This is a genomic window from Streptomyces sp. NPDC002536, from assembly GCF_053594995.1.
The window spans coordinates 67099-85220 of the sequence record NZ_JBSFWU010000021.1 but is presented as its reverse complement, the minus strand read 5'-3'; the positions used below and the strand labels follow the sequence as shown (position 1 = coordinate 85220).

At 70.8% G+C, this 18122-nt stretch carries 16 protein-coding genes, 1 tRNA gene and 1 riboswitch; of the genes, 4 read left to right on the top strand and 13 right to left on the bottom strand.

Features of this window, described 5'->3' with window-relative positions; translation table 11 throughout:
- The first annotated feature begins 337 nt into the window (after positions 1-337).
- Positions 338-1075: a hypothetical protein gene (locus ACWD4B_RS10905; RefSeq protein WP_451420439.1), complete on the top strand. Its 738-nt coding sequence runs from the start codon at positions 338-340 to the stop codon at positions 1073-1075.
- 10 nt (positions 1076-1085) lie between these two features.
- On the opposite strand, the gene ACWD4B_RS10900 is transcribed toward ACWD4B_RS10905, so the two are convergent.
- The gene (locus tag ACWD4B_RS10900; protein ID WP_451420438.1) at positions 1086-1415 is read right to left on the bottom strand and encodes a hypothetical protein; all 330 of its coding nucleotides are present in this window, start codon (positions 1413-1415) and stop codon (positions 1086-1088) included.
- A 98-nt stretch (positions 1416-1513) separates the two neighbouring features.
- On the opposite strand from ACWD4B_RS10900, the gene ACWD4B_RS10895 reads away from it, so the two are divergent.
- On the top strand, positions 1514-1744 hold the full coding sequence (locus ACWD4B_RS10895) for a DUF4287 domain-containing protein (protein ID WP_336415103.1): 231 nt from the start codon (positions 1514-1516) through the stop codon (positions 1742-1744).
- Between the two features lie 69 nt (positions 1745-1813).
- Here the strand turns inward: ACWD4B_RS10895 and ACWD4B_RS10890 are convergent, their stop codons facing one another.
- Positions 1814-2683 carry a Bax inhibitor-1/YccA family protein gene (locus ACWD4B_RS10890; RefSeq protein ID WP_451420437.1) on the bottom strand — a complete coding sequence of 290 codons (870 nt, stop codon included), beginning with the start codon at positions 2681-2683 and terminating at the stop codon, positions 1814-1816.
- A gap of 200 nt (positions 2684-2883) precedes the next feature.
- A tRNA-Leu gene (locus ACWD4B_RS10885) sits at positions 2884-2966 on the bottom strand.
- A gap of 357 nt (positions 2967-3323) precedes the next feature.
- Here ACWD4B_RS10885 and ACWD4B_RS10880 point away from each other — a divergent pair.
- Together ACWD4B_RS10880 and ACWD4B_RS10875 are read left to right on the top strand one after the other, a co-directional pair.
- Positions 3324-4148: an ABC transporter ATP-binding protein gene (locus ACWD4B_RS10880; protein WP_451420445.1), complete on the top strand. Its 825-nt coding sequence runs from the start codon at positions 3324-3326 to the stop codon at positions 4146-4148.
- Between the two features lie 36 nt (positions 4149-4184).
- Positions 4185-6704 carry an ABC transporter permease gene (locus ACWD4B_RS10875; protein ID WP_451420436.1) on the top strand — a complete coding sequence of 840 codons (2520 nt, stop codon included), beginning with the start codon at positions 4185-4187 and terminating at the stop codon, positions 6702-6704.
- A gap of 203 nt (positions 6705-6907) precedes the next feature.
- Here the strand turns inward: ACWD4B_RS10875 and ACWD4B_RS10870 are convergent, their stop codons facing one another.
- From ACWD4B_RS10870 to ACWD4B_RS10825, 10 genes are all read right to left on the bottom strand, one after another.
- Complete coding sequence (locus ACWD4B_RS10870; RefSeq protein ID WP_451420435.1) at positions 6908-8242, bottom strand: class I SAM-dependent methyltransferase; 1335 nt, start codon at positions 8240-8242, stop codon at positions 6908-6910.
- A gap of 191 nt (positions 8243-8433) precedes the next feature.
- On the bottom strand, positions 8434-9819 hold the full coding sequence (locus tag ACWD4B_RS10865; protein ID WP_336414997.1) for an NAD(P)/FAD-dependent oxidoreductase: 1386 nt from the start codon (positions 9817-9819) through the stop codon (positions 8434-8436).
- Positions 9820-10286: 467 nt separating this feature from the next.
- The gene (locus ACWD4B_RS10860; protein ID WP_451420434.1) at positions 10287-11234 is read right to left on the bottom strand and encodes a Ppx/GppA phosphatase family protein; all 948 of its coding nucleotides are present in this window, start codon (positions 11232-11234) and stop codon (positions 10287-10289) included.
- Positions 11235-11357: 123 nt separating this feature from the next.
- Positions 11358-11879, bottom strand: a complete 522-nt coding sequence (locus tag ACWD4B_RS10855; RefSeq protein WP_336414995.1) for a DUF501 domain-containing protein — start codon at positions 11877-11879, stop codon at positions 11358-11360.
- A gap of 62 nt (positions 11880-11941) precedes the next feature.
- Positions 11942-12412, bottom strand: a complete 471-nt coding sequence (locus tag ACWD4B_RS10850; protein ID WP_451420433.1) for an FtsB family cell division protein — start codon at positions 12410-12412, stop codon at positions 11942-11944.
- 92 nt (positions 12413-12504) lie between these two features.
- Entirely contained in the window at positions 12505-13785 is a 1281-nt protein-coding gene (gene eno, locus ACWD4B_RS10845) for a phosphopyruvate hydratase (RefSeq protein WP_451420432.1), read from the bottom strand.
- A 247-nt stretch (positions 13786-14032) separates the two neighbouring features.
- On the bottom strand, positions 14033-14791 hold the full coding sequence (locus tag ACWD4B_RS10840) for a transglycosylase family protein (protein ID WP_451420431.1): 759 nt from the start codon (positions 14789-14791) through the stop codon (positions 14033-14035).
- Between the two features lie 3 nt (positions 14792-14794).
- A riboswitch (cyclic di-AMP (ydaO/yuaA leader) is annotated at positions 14795-14974 on the bottom strand.
- Positions 14975-15235: 261 nt separating this feature from the next.
- Positions 15236-16276: a transglycosylase family protein gene (locus tag ACWD4B_RS10835; protein ID WP_451420430.1), complete on the bottom strand. Its 1041-nt coding sequence runs from the start codon at positions 16274-16276 to the stop codon at positions 15236-15238.
- Between the two features lie 113 nt (positions 16277-16389).
- Complete coding sequence (locus ACWD4B_RS10830) at positions 16390-17655, bottom strand: cytochrome P450 family protein (RefSeq protein WP_451420429.1); 1266 nt, start codon at positions 17653-17655, stop codon at positions 16390-16392.
- Positions 17656-17678: 23 nt separating this feature from the next.
- Positions 17679-18092, bottom strand: coding sequence for a DUF6479 family protein (locus tag ACWD4B_RS10825; RefSeq protein WP_451420428.1), 414 nt, complete (start codon positions 18090-18092; stop codon positions 17679-17681).
- Between the last annotated feature and the right edge of the window lie 30 nt (positions 18093-18122).

Genomic DNA, 18122 nt, shown 5'->3' with positions numbered 1-18122 from the left:
CTCCCCCCGGCTCTTCCGTTCGCGGGCGGTACGCCGGGCCCGCCATGTGGGGGTCGGTTTTTGGTGTTCGCGCTGTCCCCCGCGCCCCTTGGGGGCGCGGCCCCCGGCAACTGCCAGCTGCAAGGTGCCGTCACCTTGCCCAATCGTGACCGAATCTCCCCCAGGATGTGACCAAGGTCCCGGGGGAGATTTGTTTCCCCAGGTCAGATGATTGAAGCCAGAACGGCAGGGCCTTTGGTCCCGTCCGTTTCGGTCCGTTTTGCACTGTGGGCCACTGCAGACGTACGCCAAGCTGAGGTAGGAATTCGGGGGATCCAATGCAACCGGGAGTACGTCAGTGAGCGCCATGTCCCTTGCCCTGCTGCTGGCCGCCGGCACCGCAACCGCTGCAGGCGCCGCCGCCCTGCACAGCACGCGCGGCCTGCGCCGGCAGATCACGGCGCTGCGCGCCGACCTGGCGGCCGCCTCCGCGGACCGCGCCGAGCGCGCCGCGGTGCCCGCCGCCCGGACCGCGCCGGCCGCCGAACTCTCCGAGATACGGGCCGCGGTCGCCGATGCCCTCGCCGAGGAGCGGGAGCGCGAGCTGGCCGAGGCGCGTGCGTTCTGGGCGGCGCAGGAGGCCAGGGATCTGGCCGGGACCGGCGATGCGCACTCCCTGCTGCCGGGCCTGGAGGCGCTCCCGGACGCCGAGTCCGAGGCCGCCGAGTCCCCCGAGCTGGCCGCCGCCCGGCGCCGCCACCCCTCGCACCCCGAGTTCTCCCCCGCCCCGTCCGCCGACGACCACGAGCGCACGGCCGAGCGCCTGGCCGAACTCGCGCAGGCCCGCATGCCGCTGGCCGACGTCCGGCCCGGGCCGCTGGGCACGCTGGACGTCTACGTCTTCGCGGACGGCACGACGCTGTGCATGACCCCGGGACACCGGGAGACCTCCGAGCGCCTCGCCGGAGCCCTCCGGGACGGCGACGAGCCGGTCCTGCTGGGCGGCTCCGGGGTGTCCGGCGCCTATGCCCTGACGTTCAGCTGCGCGTCGGGCACCGTCTACGTCCTCGCGGACCGCGTCATCGCATCGCTGTAGGCCCCGGCTCTCAGAGCCCGCAGCGCCGCGCCGCCTCCTCGACCATCGCGACCGCCTCCGTCACCCCCGTGTGCACAGGCGTGCCTCCGCGCACCAGGGCCTCGGCCAGATCGTGACCGGCCACGGCCACCTGGTCGGCGACGGCGAACATGCCGGCCTCCGGCATCTCGCGCCGCTCCGCGGCGTGCGGTTCCTCGATCCGCTGGGCCCACGCGGCCAATTCCCGCGCCAGCGCCAGCGCTTCCGCGGCCGCCCCCCGGCTCAGGCGGGACTGCGGCAGGGCCCGCAGCCGGTCGGCGAAGGTGTCCACGGCGGCCAGGAGAGGCGTCACATCATCCACGTCCCGAGCCTATGCGCCGTCGACCGACTGTTGCCAACGCCTGAACACTCAGGCACGGTGACATGAAGGACCATCATTCGACGCGTCCGGAGGCGCCGATGTCCCACGTCTTCTCCGACGAGACCCACCGGAACCTGCTCTCCCGGATCCCCCAATGCACCGGCCGTGAAGTGGCCGACTGGCTGCGCACGGTCGACGAAGGACCGTCCCTCTCCCGCTTCGAGGAGAAGGTCAGCTGGTTGCGGGGAGAGCACCAGCTCGCCTACGGCCACGCCAAGGCGATCGTCCACGAGTACGACCTCCGCCGGGCCGCTCGCAGGCGCGGATAAGACGAACCGAGACGGAAGAGGCCCGGGAAGGCAGCTGCCTTCCCGGGCCCCGGACGGTTCGCCGCAGCGTCAGTCGTTGTTCAGGATCGCAATGATCCGGAGGATCTCGGTGTAGATCCACACCAGCGACATCGTCAGGCCGAACGCCGCCAGCCAGGACTCCTCACGAGGTGCGCCGTAACGGACGCCGTCCTCGATCTGCTTGAAGTCCAGCGCCAGGTACGCCGCACCGAGCACCACGCCGATGATGCCGAAGACGATGCCCAGGCCGCCCGAACGGAAGCCGAGGCCGTCGCCGCCGCCGAACGCGGCGAACATCAGGTTGACCGCCATCAGCAGGACGAAGCCGATACCGGCCGCCACCACGAAGCGCATGAAGCGCTGGTCGACCCGGATGAGCCGGGTGCGGTAGGCGATCAGCACGCCGACGAAGACGACGATCGTGCCGAGCACGGCCTGCATGGGCGCGCCGCTCGCGCGCTGGTTGAACACCTGGCTGATGACGCCGAGGAACAGGCCCTCGAAGACGGCGTAGGCCAGGATCAGCGCGGGGGTCGGGCGGGCCTTGAAGGCCTGGATCAGGCCGAGCACCATCGCCACGAGGCCGGCGCCGACGCCGAGGCCGATGGGCAGCTGCAGCGCCCAGGCGGCGCCGGCCGCGATGATCAGCAGGCCCAGGGTGATACCGGTGCGGGAGACGACGTCGTCGATCGTCATCCGGCCGGTCTGCGCCGGCGCCTGCGGGTACCCCTGCTGGAGGTCGGGGCCGCCCTGTGCGTACGGGTTGGTCGGCTGCGCGTACGGGTTGCCCGCGTAGCCGGGGTTGCTCGCGTAAGGGTTGCCCTGGGCTGCCCCGGCCTGCGGCCCCGGGTCGAAGCCCGCGTAGCCACCGCCGCGGCTGAACCCCCGTCGCGAGAAGACCGGGTTGCTGCTCCTCATCTCACTCCTCCGTGGCCACCCTGCGCGGCCTTGGCGTCAAGCGTAATGGGTAGGCAAAAGAATGCCTCTCCTGCTACGGGACGATCTTTTCCTCGCGTTCCCACCTACTGACAACGCGATGCCAGGGTGCCCGGTTCCGGGAAGGCCCGTGAAGCGGGTGTCAAGGATGCGCAAGCGATTACGGAGAATTGCCTCGGCTGTGCCCGGAGCCGGACTTGAACCGGCACGGCCCGTAGGGCCAGCGAGGTTTAAGCTCGCCGTGTCTGCATTCCACCATCCGGGCTGGTTCTCTCGGGCCGCACAAGCAGGGGGAGGCACCAACCCCTCCCCCCTGAGAGAGCAGGACGAGCCTAGCCGGGGAGCGCCCCCCAAACAGCGGAACGGTGACCGGAGGTTGTCTTATTTTATTGGCAACTGAGGGCCCATCAGTACAGGGATGACGCCAAGGGCACATGCCAGCGGCCGATCCCCGCCGTTCACCACCCCACCCCCACCGGGAAGCGGAATTGTCGCAATCTCGTCGCTCTCGGTAAGGGTCGGCCTCCTACCCAGGGATGACAGGAGGCCCTCCGCATACCTCCGGAGGTAGGGCGTGGAACGGGCGCTTCGGCTGATCCCCGGGCCCGAACCGCCGGGGAGCATGGAGGGGTCCCTTGCACCACGTCCCGACAGGAGCGCTCCTGTGACCACCAGCCCCCTCGGCGCCCAGACCGCCGTCCGCACCGCCGCGGTCGCGGCCCGCGCCACGGATCTCACCAAGGTCTACGGGCAGGGTGAGACCCAGGTGGTCGCCCTGGACGCCGTCTCCGTCGACTTCCACCAGGCCGAGTTCACCGCGATCATGGGCCCCTCCGGTTCCGGCAAGTCGACCCTCATGCACTGCATGGCCGGGCTCGACACCGTCTCCCGCGGCTCGGCCCGGATCGGCGAGGTCGAACTGACCGGGCTGAACGACAAGAAGCTGACCCGGCTGCGCCGCGACAAGATCGGCTTCATCTTCCAGGCCTTCAACCTGCTGCCCACCCTGACGGCCCTGGAGAACATCACGCTCCCCATGGACATCGCCGGCCGCAAGCCCGACAAGAAGTGGCTGGACATGGTCGTCGACACCGTCGGCCTCTCCGGCCGCCTCAAGCACCGCCCCAACCAGCTCTCCGGCGGCCAGCAGCAGCGCGTCGCCGTCGCCCGCGCCCTCGCCGGACGCCCCGAGATCATGTTCGCCGACGAGCCCACCGGAAACCTCGACTCCCGCTCCGGCGCCGAGGTCCTGGGCTTCCTGCGCAACTCCGTGCGCGAACTCGGCCAGACCGTCGTCATGGTCACGCACGACCCCGTCGCCGCCTCCTACGCCGACCGCGTCGTCTTCCTCGCCGACGGCCGCATCGTCGACGACATGCGCGACCCCACCGCCGACGCCGTCCTCGACCGCATGAAGCGGTTCGACGCCAAGGGCCGTACGAGCTGACCATCGCCGGACACGATCTCCAGGACTGACCTCCCCATGTTCCGTACCGCTTTGCGCAATGTGCTTGCGCACAAGGCCAGGCTGCTGATGACCGTGCTCGCCGTACTGCTCGGCGTGGCGTTCGTCTCCGGCACCCTGGTCTTCACCTCGACCATCTCCCAGGCGTACCAGAAGAGCTCCCAGAAGGGCTTCGACCACGTCGACGTCGCCGTCCAGCCGCACCGGCAGGCCGACGACAAGGAGCGCCCGGGCGCCGCCCCCAAGCTCACCCAGCAGATGCTCGACCAGGCCGCCAAGGTGCCCGGCGCCGCCTCCGCCACCGGCACGGTGAACGGCTTCGCCGCGATCGCCGGCAAGGACGGCAAGCTCATAGGCCAGGGCTTCGGCTCCACCGGCTCCAACTACTACCCCGGCACCGACGGCAAGGACGCCCGCTACCCGCTCAAGGACGGCCGTGCGCCGAAGGGCGCGGGCGAGGTCGCACTCGACGCCAAGACCGCCGACCGCGCCGGCTACAAGGTCGGCGACACCGTCCGGATGTCCGTGAACGGCCCGGTCCTGGAGCAGAAGCTCACCGGCATCTTCACCACCGAGGACGGCAACGTCTCCGCGGGCGGCAGCCTCGCGCTCTTCGACACCGCCACCGCCCAGCAGCTCTACGCCAAGCCGGGCGAGTTCAACGAGATCGACGTCAAGGCCGCGGCCGGCACCTCGCAGGACGCGCTGAAGACGGAGCTCGACAAGGTCCTGCCGAAGACCGCCGAGACCACCACCGCCAAGCAGCTCGCCGACGACCAGGCCAAGATCATCGCCCAGGGCATGGACGGCATGAAGACCGCCATGCTGGCCTTCGCCGGCATCTCCCTCTTCGTCGGCATCTTCATCATCGCCAACACCTTCACCATGCTGGTCGCCCAGCGCACCAAGGAGCTCGCGCTGCTGCGCGCGGTCGGCGCCAGCCGCCGCCAGGTCACCCGCTCGGTGCTCATCGAGGCGCTCGTCGTCGGCACGGTCGCCGGCGTGACCGGTCTGCTCGCGGGCATCGGCATCGGCGCCGGGCTGCGCTCCCTGCTCGGCAGCACCGGGGCCGAGATCCCGGACGGCCCGCTCGTCGTCTCGCCGGGCACCGTCGTCGCCTCGCTGGCCGTCGGCATCGTGATCACCGTGCTCGCCGCCTGGCTGCCCGGCCGCCGCGCCGCGAAGATCCCGCCGGTCGCCGCCATGAACAGCGTGCACGCCGTCGCCACCACCCGCTCGCTGGTCGTCCGCAACACCATCGGCGCGCTGCTGGCCGCCGCCGGTGCGGCCCTCACCGTGGCCACCAGCAGCAAGGCCGTCATGGGCCTGGGCGCGGGCCTGCTGCTCATCGGCGTCTTCGTCCTCACCCCGCTGCTGTCCCGCCCGGTCATCGCCGCCGCGTCGCCCGTCCTGCGCCTCTTCGGCATCTCGGGCAAGCTCGCCCGGCAGAACGCCGTCCGCAACCCGCGCCGCACCGCCGCGACCGCCTCGGCGCTGATGATCGGCCTCACCCTGATCACCGGCCTCACGGTCATCGCGGGCAGCGTGCAGAAGGCCATCGACAAGATGGCCACGGACGCCATCCGGGCCGACTACATCGTCTCCATGGCGAGCCACACCCCGCTCTCCCCGGACGTCGCCAAGAAGATCTCGGCCCTTCCCGGGGTCGAGGCCAGCAGCCCGCTGCGCCAGGCGCCGTCCCGGATCGACGGCGACTTCGAGATGCTGACCGGCGTCGACGGCGCCACCATCGACAAGCTCACCAAGCTCGACTTCGTCTCCGGCTCCTTCGCGGACCTGTCCGCGGGCAAGGCCGTCATCGACGACAACGCCGCCAAGAACCACGGCTGGAAGGTCGGTTCGACCGTCGATGCCACCTTCGAGGACGGCAAGAAGAGCAAGCTGACGGTCTCGGGCATCTACAAGGGCAACGCCCTGATGAACGGGATGATGGTCGACCTGAAGACGGTCACCCCGCACCAGAGCCAGATCACCGACCAGCAGGTCATGATCAAGACGTCGGCCGGCGTGAGCGACTCCACCAAGGACTCGCTGAGCAAGGCGCTCGGTGACAACCCGGCGATCCAGATCCAGGACAAGAAGGACATCTCCAACGACATCGCCAAGATGATCAGCCTGCTGCTGAACATGCTCTACGGGCTGCTCGCCATGGCCGTGATCGTCGCGGTGCTCGGTGTCGTCAACACCCTGGCGATGTCCGTCTTCGAACGGTCCCAGGAGATCGGCATGCTGCGCGCCATCGGCCTGGACCGCAAGGGCATCAAGCGGATGGTCCGCCTGGAGTCCCTGGTCATCTCCCTCTTCGGCGGAGTGCTCGGCGTCGGCCTCGGCGTCTTCCTCGGCTGGGCCGCGGGGCAGCTGATCGGCAAGAGCATGCCGACGTACGCGCTGGTGCTGCCGTGGGATCGCATGGCGGTGTTCCTGCTGCTGAGCGCCGTGGTCGGCGTGCTGGCCGCCCTGTGGCCGGCACGACGGGCCGCCAAGTTGAACATGCTGGCGGCGATCAAGGCCGAGTAGTCGGCTGCGGACCGCTGGGGCGGGCCGGGGGTTTCTTTGCCCCTGACCCGCCCCTTCCCGTTTCTCGGGGCTCCGCCCCGAACCCCGGGGTTGTACGTCAACTGCGGACCGTCCGTGGCTGGTCGCGCCCACGCGGCGGAGCCGCTGGGGGTACCTCCCAGCGGTAGCTGGGGGAGTAACAGCCCCGCGCCCCTTACGGGGCGCTATCCCCGCCACTCCCGCGCCCGCAGGGACAGCCCCGGAGCGCCGGATGCCGGAGTGCGGACCGCCAGGACCTGGTTCACCCCGATGCGGTTGCGCTCGAAGGACAGCGCGCAGGCGGCCATGTAGAGCCGCCAGACCCGTGCCCGGCCCGGCGACGTGAGGCGCACCGCGTCCGCCCAGTGCGCCTCCAGGTTCGCCACCCAGCTGCGCAGCGTCAGCGCGTAGTGCTCGCGCAGCGCCTCCACGTCCCGGACCTCGAAGCCGGCCTCCTCCAGCTGGGCGACCGTGCGGCCCACCGGGGCCAGTTCGCCGTCCGGGAAGACGTAACGGTCGATGAACTCGTCGACCTGGTAGGCCTCTTCGTCGTGCAGCGGGCGCCGCGCGATCTGGTGGTTGAGCAGCCTGCCGCCCGGCTTGAGGAGTGCGTACAGGTCGGCCGCGTACGCGGCGTACTGCGTGGAGCCGACGTGCTCGGCCATGCCGATGGAGGAGACCGCGTCGAAGGGGCCGTCGGTGATCTCCCGGTAGTCCTGGACCCTGATCTCCACACGGTCCGTCAGACCGGCCTCGGCGACCCGCTTACGGGCGTACGCGGCCTGCTCCTCGGAGAGCGTGATGCCGACGGCGGAGACCCCGTACTCGCGGGCGGCGTGCAGCACCATGGAGCCCCAGCCGCAGCCGACGTCCAGCAGGCGCTGCCCGGGCGCGAGGCCGAGCTTGCGGCACACCAGGTCGAGTTTGGCCCGCTGGGCGTCCTCGAGGGTGGCGTCGGGGCCTTCGTCCCAGTAGGCGCACGAGTAGACCATGGACGGGCCGAGGACCTTCTCGTAGAAGGCGTTTCCCACGTCGTAGTGGTGACTGATGGCCTGTTTGTCGCGGCGCAACGTGTGCAGCGGGCCGCCGGAGCGGCGGACCTCCTCGGCGGGCGGGGCGGGCGGCACCCAGGGCCCGGCGAGCCTGAGCAGTTCGCCGCCCGCGGCGCGCAGCCGGGGGTCGCGCAGGACGGTCAGCAGCGCGGCGAGGCCCGGATGCCGGGACGTGCCGCCGGTTCCCTCCCCGCGCTCCCAGAGGGTGCCGGCGAGCAGTTCCAGGGCCTCGTAGAGGTCGCCCTCGACGTCCAGGTCGCCGGCGACCCAGGCGCGGGCCAGGCCGAGTTCGCCCGGCTTCCACAGCAGGCGGCGGAGGGCCCGTCGGCGGCGGACGACCAGGACGGGGGTGTCGGGGGTGCCGGGCGGGCCGGACTCGCTGCGGTCCCAGGCGCGGAGCCGTACCGGAAGGGGAACCCCCAGTACCTGTTCCGCGAGAGCGGTGAGCCGTCGAGCGGCCTCGGCCATGTCGCACACCTCCGTGATGAAGCGTCAGACGATGGATTCATCTGACACGTAAACACCGGCAAGCCGTGCTCTAGTCCTTCCCCGTACGGCGGGATCAGGCCAACCCGCGCACGCGGATACGCCGGAAGGCGCCCACCCCCACGGATCGGGTGGACGCCTTCCGGCACGTGCTCTGCGGTTCTGACCGGACGTCAGGCCTTGGCCTTCTGGGCCGGGGCCGCGTCGGCCGCCTGCGGGGCCGGCTTGGCGGCCTCGTAGAACTCCTCGCGGGGGTTCTCCATGGCGCCGAGCGAGACGACCTCGCGCTTGAGGAACATGCCCAGGGTCCAGTCCGCGAAGACGCGGATCTTGCGGTTGAAGGTCGGCATGGCCATGCCGTGGTAGCCACGGTGCATGTACCAGGCGAGACGGCCCTTGAGCTTGATCTTCATCTTGCCCATGACGATCATCGCCACGCCCTTGTGGAGGCCGAGGCCCGCCACCGCACCCTTGTTGGCGTGCTTGTACTCCTTCTGCGCGGCACCGAAGTCGCGCAGGGCGGAGACCACGTTGTCGCCGAGGACCTTGGCCTGGCGCAGCGCGTGCTGAGCGTTCGGCGGGCACCAGGCGTTCTCGTTGCCCGCGGCGCGGCCGACGAGGTCCGGGACCTGGGCGTTGTCGCCCGCGGCCCAGATGTAGTCGGTGCCCTTGACCTGGAGGGTCGGCAGGGTGTCGACGTGGCCGCGGGGGCCGAGCGGCAGACCGTAGCGCGCAAGCACCGGGTTGGGCTTGACGCCGGCGGTCCAGACGATCGTGTTGGCGTCGACCTCAAGACCGTTCGACAGCACGACATGGCCGTCGACGCAGGACTTCATCGACTCCTTGAGGATCACCTCGATGCCGCGGCTCTCGAGGTGCTTCCGGCCGTACTCGCCGAGCTTCGGGCCCACCTCGGGGAGGACCCGGTCGGCCACGTCGACCAGAACGAAGCGCATGTCCTCGCGCTTCACGTTGGTGTAGTACTTGGCGGCGTCGCGCGCCATGTCCTCGACCTCGCCGATGGTCTCCGCACCGGCGAAGCCGCCACCGACGAAGACGAAGGTGAGCGCCTTGCGGCGAATCTCCTCGTCGGTCGTCGAGTCGGCCTTGTCGAGCTGCTCGAGGACGTGGTTGCGCAGGCCGATGGCCTCCTCGATGCCCTTCATGCCGATGCCGTTCTCGGCGAGGCCGGGGATCGGGAAGGTGCGCGAGACGGCGCCGAGCGCGATCACCAGGTAGTCGAAGGGCAGCTCGTACGCCTCGCCGACGATCGGCGCGACGGTGGCGACCTTGCGGTCCTGGTCGATCGTGGTGACGCGGCCGGTGAGGACCTCCGCCCCGGGGAGCACACGTCGCAGGGGCACCACGACGTGGCGGGGGGAGATGCTGCCGGCAGCTGCTTCGGGGAGGAAGGGCTGGTACGTCATGTACGAGCGCGGGTCGACGACCGTGACGATCGCCTCTTGGGACCGCAGCTTCTTCAGGATGCGGCGCGCTGCATACAGGCCGACGTACCCACCGCCTACAACGAGGATCCGTGGACGCTCCGTGGTGCTCATGATTCGAGTATCCAGCACTCCCCACAGGGGTGCTCGTGAGCCCCTTCACAAGGCGTGCGGGGGTATCTGCTACACTCCGCGGCCCCCGTGACCCACACCATAGCCGCTGCGGGGAACCACTGTGGCCGTACGGGCGTTGACCACCCCTGCTGAACTGGCCTTGGGGCTTTTAAGAGGACTAGACCACTTCACGGCCCGGCACCGGATAAGCGTTTCTTTAACCCACCCGAAACCAGGCTGTTCCGTCCGCTGGGCGGACGGGAAGGGGCCGATGGGCCCCGGAAGGGGGTCCGAAGGCCCCCTTCCGCGGCTCCAGGACCGCCATTTCATGTGAAGGATTTCACGAACAATTTTCTGCGGCCCGTTCCCGGACCGCCTCAGGCGACGCTCCAGGCGATGCCGTCCAGGCTCGCTTCTCCCGGGGGACAACCCCCGGACCCCCGGCCGGACATCCTCGCCGGCACAGGTCAGCCGCCCTGTGCGGCGTACCAGGCAATGCCGTCGAGGATGTCGTGCTCGCTGACGACGACCTCCCGGGCCCCGGTCCGCTCCATGATGCAGAGCAGGACGAGCGCCCCGGCGGAGATCACGTCGACGCGGCCCGGGTGCATCACGGGGATCGCGGCGCGCTGTTCGTGCGTGGCGGCGAGCAGTTCGTGCGTGATCTCCCGGACCCGCTCCACGGAGATCCGCGCGTGGTGGATGACCTCCCAGTCGTACTCCTGCAGCCCGAGCGCGATCGCGGCGACCGTGGTGACCGAACCGGCCAGACCCACCAGGGTGTGCGCCTCGGCGACCGGCACCGTCTGCTCGACGAGGTCCAGCGCGGCCTCCACATCGGCGCGTATCGCGGCGATCTGACCCGGCGTCGGCGGATCGGCGACCTCGCCGTCCACGACGAGGTGGCGCTCCGTCATCCGCACACAGCCGATGTCCACGCTGCGGGCCGCGCGCACATGGTCGTCGCCGACGACGAACTCGGTCGAGCCGCCGCCGAGGTCGATGACGAGGTACGGCTTGGTGAGGTCCGCGCGCCCGGCGAGCTCCTTGGTGGCACCGGTGAAGGAGAACTCGGCCTCCTGGTCACCGCTGATCACCTCGGGCTCGACGCCGAGGATCTCCACGACGCCGCGCACGAAGTCCTCGCGGTTCTCGGCGTCGCGGGAGGCGGAGGTGGCGACGAAACGGATCCGCTCGGCGCCGTACTCCTTGATGACGCCGGCGTATTCGCGGCACGCCGCGAAGGTGCGCTCCAGCGCCTCGGGGGCGAGGCGGCCGGTGCGGTCGACGCCCTGGCCGAGGCGGACGATCGTCATCCGGCGGTCCAGCTCGGTGAGTTCACCGGTTTGCGGGTTCGCGTCCGCGACGAGGAGGCGGATGGAGTTGGTGCCGCAGTCGATGGCCGCGACGCGCATGGGTACTCCTGGGGGTTGGGTGCCCCGCACCGGGGTGCGGTGGGGTGGTTGCTGCCCGGTGGGCGGGTTGTGCCCACCCGTTCCGCCCTGCGGAACGACTGCCCACAACCCGGGGGGATCAGGTCACTCGCCGCAAGGCGTCACACAAGGACCCTTGCGCCACCACTCCGGGAGCATGGCGATGGCCTCGTCGCCGAGGGGGTTCACGCCGGGGCCGGCGGCCAGCGAGTGACCGACCAGGACGTGCAGGCACTTGACCCGGTCCGGCATGCCGCCCGCGCTCGGGAAGCCCTCCAGCACCTCGATCGCGTCACGGCGCGCGATGTAGTCCTCGTGCGCCGCACGGTACGCGGCCGCGAGCTCCGGGTCGCTCTGCAGGCGTGCGGTCATCTCCTTCATGACCCCCTCCGCCTCCAGCGTGCCGATGGCGGAGGACGCCTTCGGGCACGTCAGGTAGTAGAGCGTCGGGAACGGCGTGCCGTCCTCCAGCCGCGGTGCGGTCTCGACGACGTCGGGGTTGCCGCAGGGGCAGCGGTGGGCGATCGCCCGCAGGCCGCGCGGCGGGCGGCCGAGCTGCTGCTGGAACGCCTCGATGTCCGCGGCGGTCGGCTCGGTGGGCTCGGTCTGGGGAGGAGGGGTGTCCATGTGCTCGCTCGTGCTCGGGGTTCTCGGAAGGGAAGGCCAGGGGCCGAGGATACGGGGCGGCGTCAGCGCGCGGCGTCCGCCGAGTCCACCCCGTCCCAGAGGTTGCTGTACCAGGGGCGGTCGGCGGCGCCCTGGTCCTTGGGCCGCTTCGCGGCACCGCCGCCGTCCAGCACGGTGAAACCGGTCTCCCCGGGGCGCACGTAGTGCAGGTGCTCGCGCGCCTGCTGCTCCACGTACGCCGGGTCCTCCAGCCGGGCCTTCTCCTCGCTCAGCTGCTTGACCTGCTGCCGGGCCCGGTCCGACTGCCGCCGCTGGTCGGCGATCTCGGTGCGCTGGGTGACCCACTGCCGCATGGGGTACGCGAGCGCGACGACGAGGGAGCAGACGACGAGCGCCAGGAGCGCCGCCCGGCCGGTGAGCCGGCTGCGCCGGGGCGACCGCGCGCGGTAGACCCGGGCGGCGGTCGGCCCCTGTACGAGCGCGGTGCCGAGCGCCCTGAGCCTGGTCGCGGTGGAGGACCGTTCCGCCGCCACGTAAGCCTCCCCATGGTCTGGTTACGCAAAGCCGTCCCCGGCCACGGTACGGGACCGTGGCCGAGGACGGGGTGAGGCTGGAGGCTTTGGTGTCAGCCCTTGAAGCGCGGGAACGCCGAACGGCCCGCGTACACCGCGGCGTCGTCGAGGATCTCCTCGATGCGCAGCAGCTGGTTGTACTTGGCGACGCGCTCGGAGCGGGCCGGGGCACCGGTCTTGATCTGGCCGCAGTTGGTGGCGACGGCCAGGTCGGCGATGGTGACGTCCTCGGTCTCGCCGGAGCGGTGGGACATCATGCACTTGAAGCCGTTGCGCTGGGCCATCTCGACCGCGTCGAGGGTCTCGGTCAGCGAACCGATCTGGTTGACCTTGACCAGCAGGGCGTTGGCGCTGCCCTCCTCGATGCCGCGGGCGAGGCGCTCGGGGTTGGTGACGAACAGGTCGTCACCCACGAGCTGGACCTTGGTGCCGAGCTTGTCGGTGATGGTCTTCCAGCCGGCCCAGTCGTCCTCGAACAGCGGGTCCTCGATGGAGACGAGCGGGTACGCGTCGACGAGCTCGGCGTAGTACTCGGTCATCTCGGCCGCGGTGCGGTCCTTGCCCTCGAACTTGTAGACGCCGTCCTTGTAGAACTCGGAGGCGGCCACGTCGAGCGCGAGCGCGATGTCCTGGCCGGGGGTGTAGCCGGCCTCCTTGATGGCCTCGAGGATGAGGTCGAGGGCCTCGCGGTTGGAGCCCAGGTTCGGGGCGAAGCCGCCCTCGTCGCCGAGGCCGGTGGCCAGGCCGCGGCCCTTCAGGACCTTCTTGAGGGTGTGGTAGACCTCGGTGCCCCAGCGCAGGGCCTCGGAGAAGGACTCGGCGCCGATCGGCGCGATCATGAACTCCTGGATGTCCACGTTGGAGTCGGCGTGCGAGCCGCCGTTCAGGATGTTCATCATCGGAACGGGCAGCAGGTGCGCGTTCGGGCCGCCGAGGTAGCGGAAGAGCGGCAGGTCGGACGCCTCGGAGGCGGCGTGCGCGACGGCCAGGGAGACGCCCAGGATGGCGTTGGCGCCCAGGGAGCCCTTGTTCTCGGTGGCGTCCAGGTCGAACATGGCCTGGTCGATCAGGCGCTGCTCGGTGGCGTCGTAGCCGACGAGCTCCGGGCCGATCTGCTCGATGACGGCCAGGACGGCCTTCTCGACGCCCTTGCCCAGGTAGCGCTTGGGGTCGCCGTCACGGAGCTCGATGGCCTCGAAGGCACCGGTGGAGGCGCCGGACGGCACGGCGGCACGGCCCGTGGAGCCGTCGTCGAGGCCGACCTCGACCTCGACCGTGGGGTTGCCTCGCGAGTCGAGGATCTCGCGAGCTACGACGACGTCGATGGACGGCACGAGGGTCTCCTTCGTGTGTGCTGGAGTTCTGCAGCACGAGCCTAACGGCCCCGGAGGCTGCGCCCGCCCTCGGCCCGCGACCCGTGCCGAAAATTGGCACAAAAGCCGAGATCACGGGGCGATTGGCCGGTGCGTTCGCCCAGCGGGGACGTGATCTTGCGCAGGTCCCGGAACGGCGGAGCCCCGCTCCGATGCGGCTCGGGGGGAGGACGCATCGGAGCGGGGCGGTCCGCTGGGGCGGTGAAGCTCAGCTGAGGTGCAGCTTCTGGCCCGGGAAGATCAGGTCGGCGTTGTCGACGATGTCCTTGTTGCGGTCGAAGAGCTTCTCCCAGCCGCCCTTGACGTGCTGGGCGTCGGCGATCGTCCCGAGGGTGTCGCCTTCCTTGACCGTGTACTCGCCGTCGCCCGTCTTGACGTCCTTCGCCTTCGGGGCGGCGTGCTTCGGCGTGTACTGCTTCGCCGGGGTCTCGTCGGACGAGTCGTCGTCGGAGGACTCCTGCTGCGGCTTGGCGTGCTTCGGGGCCGCCTGGCGCTCGCTGCGGTCGGCGTGGCTCTTGCTCGACCAGTTGTTGCGCTCGGACTTCGAGGACTTCGACGAGGAGCCGGAGTCGTCGGAGGTGTCCACGTCGGCCTTGGCGCCGCCGGAGGACAGGTTGCCCGCACCGGCGCAGCCCCAGGCGCCCGGGCCCTGCATGGCGAGCAGCTTCTCGGCGGTGGCGATCTGCTGGCTCTTGGAGGCGAGGTCGGCGCGCGGGGCGTACTTGGTGCCGCCCGCGGCTGCCCAGGAGGAGTTCGAGAACTGCAGGCCGCCGTAGTAACCGTTGCCGGTGTTGATCGACCAGTCGCCACCGGACTCGCACTGGGCGACCTTGTCCCAGGTGGAGACCGAGGCGGCGTTGGCGGAGGTTGCGACCATCAGCGGGGCGGCCACGGCGACGCCGGCGACCCCGGCGAGCGTGACGATGCGGACGGCCTTGGACGGACGGCGATGCTTGCCCTTGGACATGAGTCGTTTCCTCACCGGCGCCTACGAGGTGAGCTGTCGGGTTCGGGCTGTGAGTTTGCCCGGCCCAGTGGCTTGCGCGCACCGGGCTTCACCCCTAGCCGCTCCGGCTTGCCGGTCTGCACCGGCGGCCGTTGCGGCGACCTACCTTGGTTCCCCCGCTCCTGCCTACGGCGCTTGCGCGACGGTTCCCGCGGCCGTCGGCAGGATTCGGCGTGACGACCGTGGTGCTCGCGATGGCGAGCGGTGATGACGGTAAACACAGGCGGCCGACGGGTTCAAACCCCTCTTTTCAGCCACCACTGACTGCAGTTACCCCTGGGAACCTGATGTTTCCGCAGGTGGGAGGTGGTGCGCGGAGAACGGACCGAGGCCGTCCAGCCAAAAGTCAACGAGAGCCTTGTCTCATTTTCCCGCGTGAACGGACATTCGACCCGAACTGCCGCACTACCGGCCCAGATCGAGGCGCTGACCAGGCTGGATGAGGTCGGGATCGGTTCCGACGGTCTTTTGATTGTTCTCGTACAACGAGTGCCAACCGCCCTTCACCGAATGGTCTTCCGCGATGACTGACAGGTTGTCACCGGGGCGCACGGTGTAGTCGTGGTCGGAGGGGCCACCGGTGCGGGCGTCCGAACCTCCGCGCGAAACACGCCCGTCGTCGCCGGAACGGGGCGGCTCCGCGCGGTGCTTGCCGTTGCCGGAACCGGTGTCCCCGGTGCCGGGGCCGGAGTTCGACGGAGCGTCGGACGGGGTGCCGGACGGCGTGCCGGGCAGGGACGGGTGCGGGTTCGCCGGGTCCGTGGAGGGCGTGCCGGACGGGGTGCCCGAGGGCGTGCCGGAGGGCGCCGTGGAGCCCGTCGACGGCGTGGGGGCCGGGTCGTCCTTGCGGTGCCTGCCGTGCGACCGGTCGTCGTCGGAGGGCGAGGGCGACGGGGTCGCCGGGCTCGTGGAAGCGGGACCGCCGGGCGTGGCCGTGCCGGGCGCCGGCTTCGTGTCCCCGGACGCGCCGTCGGACGGCGCTGAGGACGACGGCTCGTGCACCGGCGGAGCCTTGCGCTCCGGCGCGGGCGCCCTGGGTGCCGGGGTCTGGGTGGCACCCGGGTCCACCTCCGGCGCCTTGCTCCCGCGGGACAGGCCCGCGCTCGCGCCGCAGCCGCCCCACGCGCCGGCGCCCTGGCCGTCGAGCATGCTCTCGGCGACGGCTATCTGCTGGGAGCGGCTGGCGAGGTCGGGGCGCGGGGCGTACGCACGGCCGCCGTTCTGCTCCCACGCGTCCTGCGAGATCCCCAGTCCGCCCCCGCCGGCCGCGCTCCAGGTCCCGCCGCTCTCGCACTGGGCGACCTGGTCCCACGTACCGGTGTCGGCCGCGGACGCGCCGGTGGCGGCCAGCAGCGGCATGGCGAGGGCCGAACCCGTCACCCCCGCTGCGACCACGATCGCGGGTGCCTGACGGGGGCGGCGATGTCTTCCGTTGCCTGCGCGCATGCGTGGGCCTCTCGTCTCGGGGCTCATGTGGTCGTCGAACATAGCGACGGCCCCCGGGAGTCACAAGCCGGTGTATCCGAGGTCACGCCGCGGTCACACCACTTGACCGTACGTCATCCGGCAGCGGCCCGGGCCTCCGGTGCGAACTCCACGGGCAGCGTGCGCAGTCCGCGCATGATGAGCCCGCCGCGCCAGCGCAGGTCGTCCGGATCGGCGGCCAGCCGCAGGTCGGGCAGACGGCGCAGCAGGGTCGCGAGCGCCGTCTGCCCCTCCAGCCGCGCCAGCGGCGCCCCCAGGCAGTAGTGGATCCCGTGCCCGTACCCGAGGTGCTGGTTGTCGCGCCGGGCGAGGTCGAGGGTGTCCGGGTCGGCGAACCGCTCCGGGTCGCGGTCGGCGGCGGCCAGCACGACCAGCACCGGGTCGCCCTCGGCGATGCGCTGCCCGCCCAGCGTCAGGGACTCGGTGGCGAAGCGCCAGGTGGCCAGCTCCACCGGGCCGTCGTAGCGCAGGAGTTCCTCGACCCCCGTGGCCAGCAGGCTCTCGTCGCCCTCCGCGAGGGCGTTTTGCAGGCGTTCGCGCTGATCCGGGTTGCGCAGCAGGGCGTAGGTTCCGTTACCGATCAGGTTCACAGTTGTTTCGAAACCGGCAAACAACAGGATGAAGGCCATGGCGGCGGCCTCGTTCTCGGTGAGGTGCTCGCCGTGGTCGCTTGCCCGGATCAGCCCCGAAATGAGGTCTTCACCCGGGTCGTTGCGCTTTCGGTGGATCAACTCCGCGAGATAGCCCCGCATCTTCTTCACGGAGCGGGCCACTCCGCCGCGCGGGCCGCCGCCGTGGCGGATCATCATGCCCGCCCAGTCGCGGAAGTCGTCCTGGTCCTCGGGCGGGACGCCGAGCATGTCGCAGATCGCGTAGATGGGGAGCGGGAAGGCGAACTCGTGGATGAGGTCCGCCTCCCCCTTCTCGGCGAAGCCGTCGATGAGGCGGTCGGTGAGCTCCTGCACACGCGGGGCGAACTCCGCCACGCGCCGCGGCGTGAACGCCTTGGAGACGAGACGGCGGAGCCGGGTGTGGTCCGGGGGATCGATGTTGAGCAGGTGCGTCATGAGGTTGGCGCTGCGCTCGCCCGGGATGCCGGTCTTGCCCTTGCCGTGGGCGGACTGCTCGGAGTGGTGCACCGGGTTCTTCGAGAGCCGCTGGTCGGCGAGGGCCTGCCGGGCGTCGGCGTACCGGGTGACGAGCCAGGCCTCCACCCCGCTGGGGAGAGTGGTGCGGTGCACCGGGGAGTGCTCGCGGAGCCAGGCGTACGCCGGGTAGGGGTCGGCGGCGAACTCCCAGGTGAAGAGGTCGGGGGCGGCGGAGGTGTCGTTCTGGTGCACGGCACCGACGGTACTTCGTACCGCTACCGCGCCCCCGCGCCTCCGCTGCCGAAGGAGCCGCTGCCGCCCGGGCGCCACTTCTTGTCCTCTTCGGACGGCTCCTCCGGATGACTGCCCGGGTTGCGGATCTCGTGCGGCAGCACCCGCTCCCCGTCGGCCTCCGTCTGGAGCCGGTCCGACTCGCGGTGCCCGCGGACGTAGCCGACGGCGTCCTCGTCGTCGTCATGGCCCGGGCCGTGCTCGGGCGTCCGGGGACGGTCCCCCTCCTCGGGCGTCGTCCAGGCACCCATGCGCCGCTGCGGCTGCGAGGGCGGTGGCGGCTCCTGGTCGCGTTTCCGCATCCCGTAGGCCACCGCCCCGACCAGCAGGGCGACGACGAAGATCCCGACGATGAAGGGCGCGAGGCCGCCGAGGTAGGCGGGGAGGGCGAGTTCCATGGAACGGGAGTACCCCCCGGGCGCCTGGCC

Coding starts and splice junctions, on each gene's coding strand:
- ACWD4B_RS10895 (WP_336415103.1), top strand. CDS start 1,514: ATGTCCCACGTCTTCTCCGACGAGACCCACCGGAACCTGCTCTCCCGG.
- ACWD4B_RS10890 (WP_451420437.1), bottom strand. CDS start 2,683: ATGAGGAGCAGCAACCCGGTCTTCTCGCGACGGGGGTTCAGCCGCGGC.
- ACWD4B_RS10880 (WP_451420445.1), top strand. CDS start 3,324: ATGGAGGGGTCCCTTGCACCACGTCCCGACAGGAGCGCTCCTGTGACC.
- ACWD4B_RS10875 (WP_451420436.1), top strand. CDS start 4,185: ATGTTCCGTACCGCTTTGCGCAATGTGCTTGCGCACAAGGCCAGGCTG.
- ACWD4B_RS10870 (WP_451420435.1), bottom strand. CDS start 8,242: ATGGCCGAGGCCGCTCGACGGCTCACCGCTCTCGCGGAACAGGTACTG.
- ACWD4B_RS10865 (WP_336414997.1), bottom strand. CDS start 9,819: ATGAGCACCACGGAGCGTCCACGGATCCTCGTTGTAGGCGGTGGGTAC.
- ACWD4B_RS10860 (WP_451420434.1), bottom strand. CDS start 11,234: ATGCGCGTCGCGGCCATCGACTGCGGCACCAACTCCATCCGCCTCCTC.
- ACWD4B_RS10855 (WP_336414995.1), bottom strand. CDS start 11,879: ATGGACACCCCTCCTCCCCAGACCGAGCCCACCGAGCCGACCGCCGCG.
- ACWD4B_RS10840 (WP_451420431.1), bottom strand. CDS start 14,791: ATGTCCAAGGGCAAGCATCGCCGTCCGTCCAAGGCCGTCCGCATCGTC.
- ACWD4B_RS10835 (WP_451420430.1), bottom strand. CDS start 16,276: ATGCGCGCAGGCAACGGAAGACATCGCCGCCCCCGTCAGGCACCCGCG.
- ACWD4B_RS10825 (WP_451420428.1), bottom strand. CDS start 18,092: ATGGAACTCGCCCTCCCCGCCTACCTCGGCGGCCTCGCGCCCTTCATC.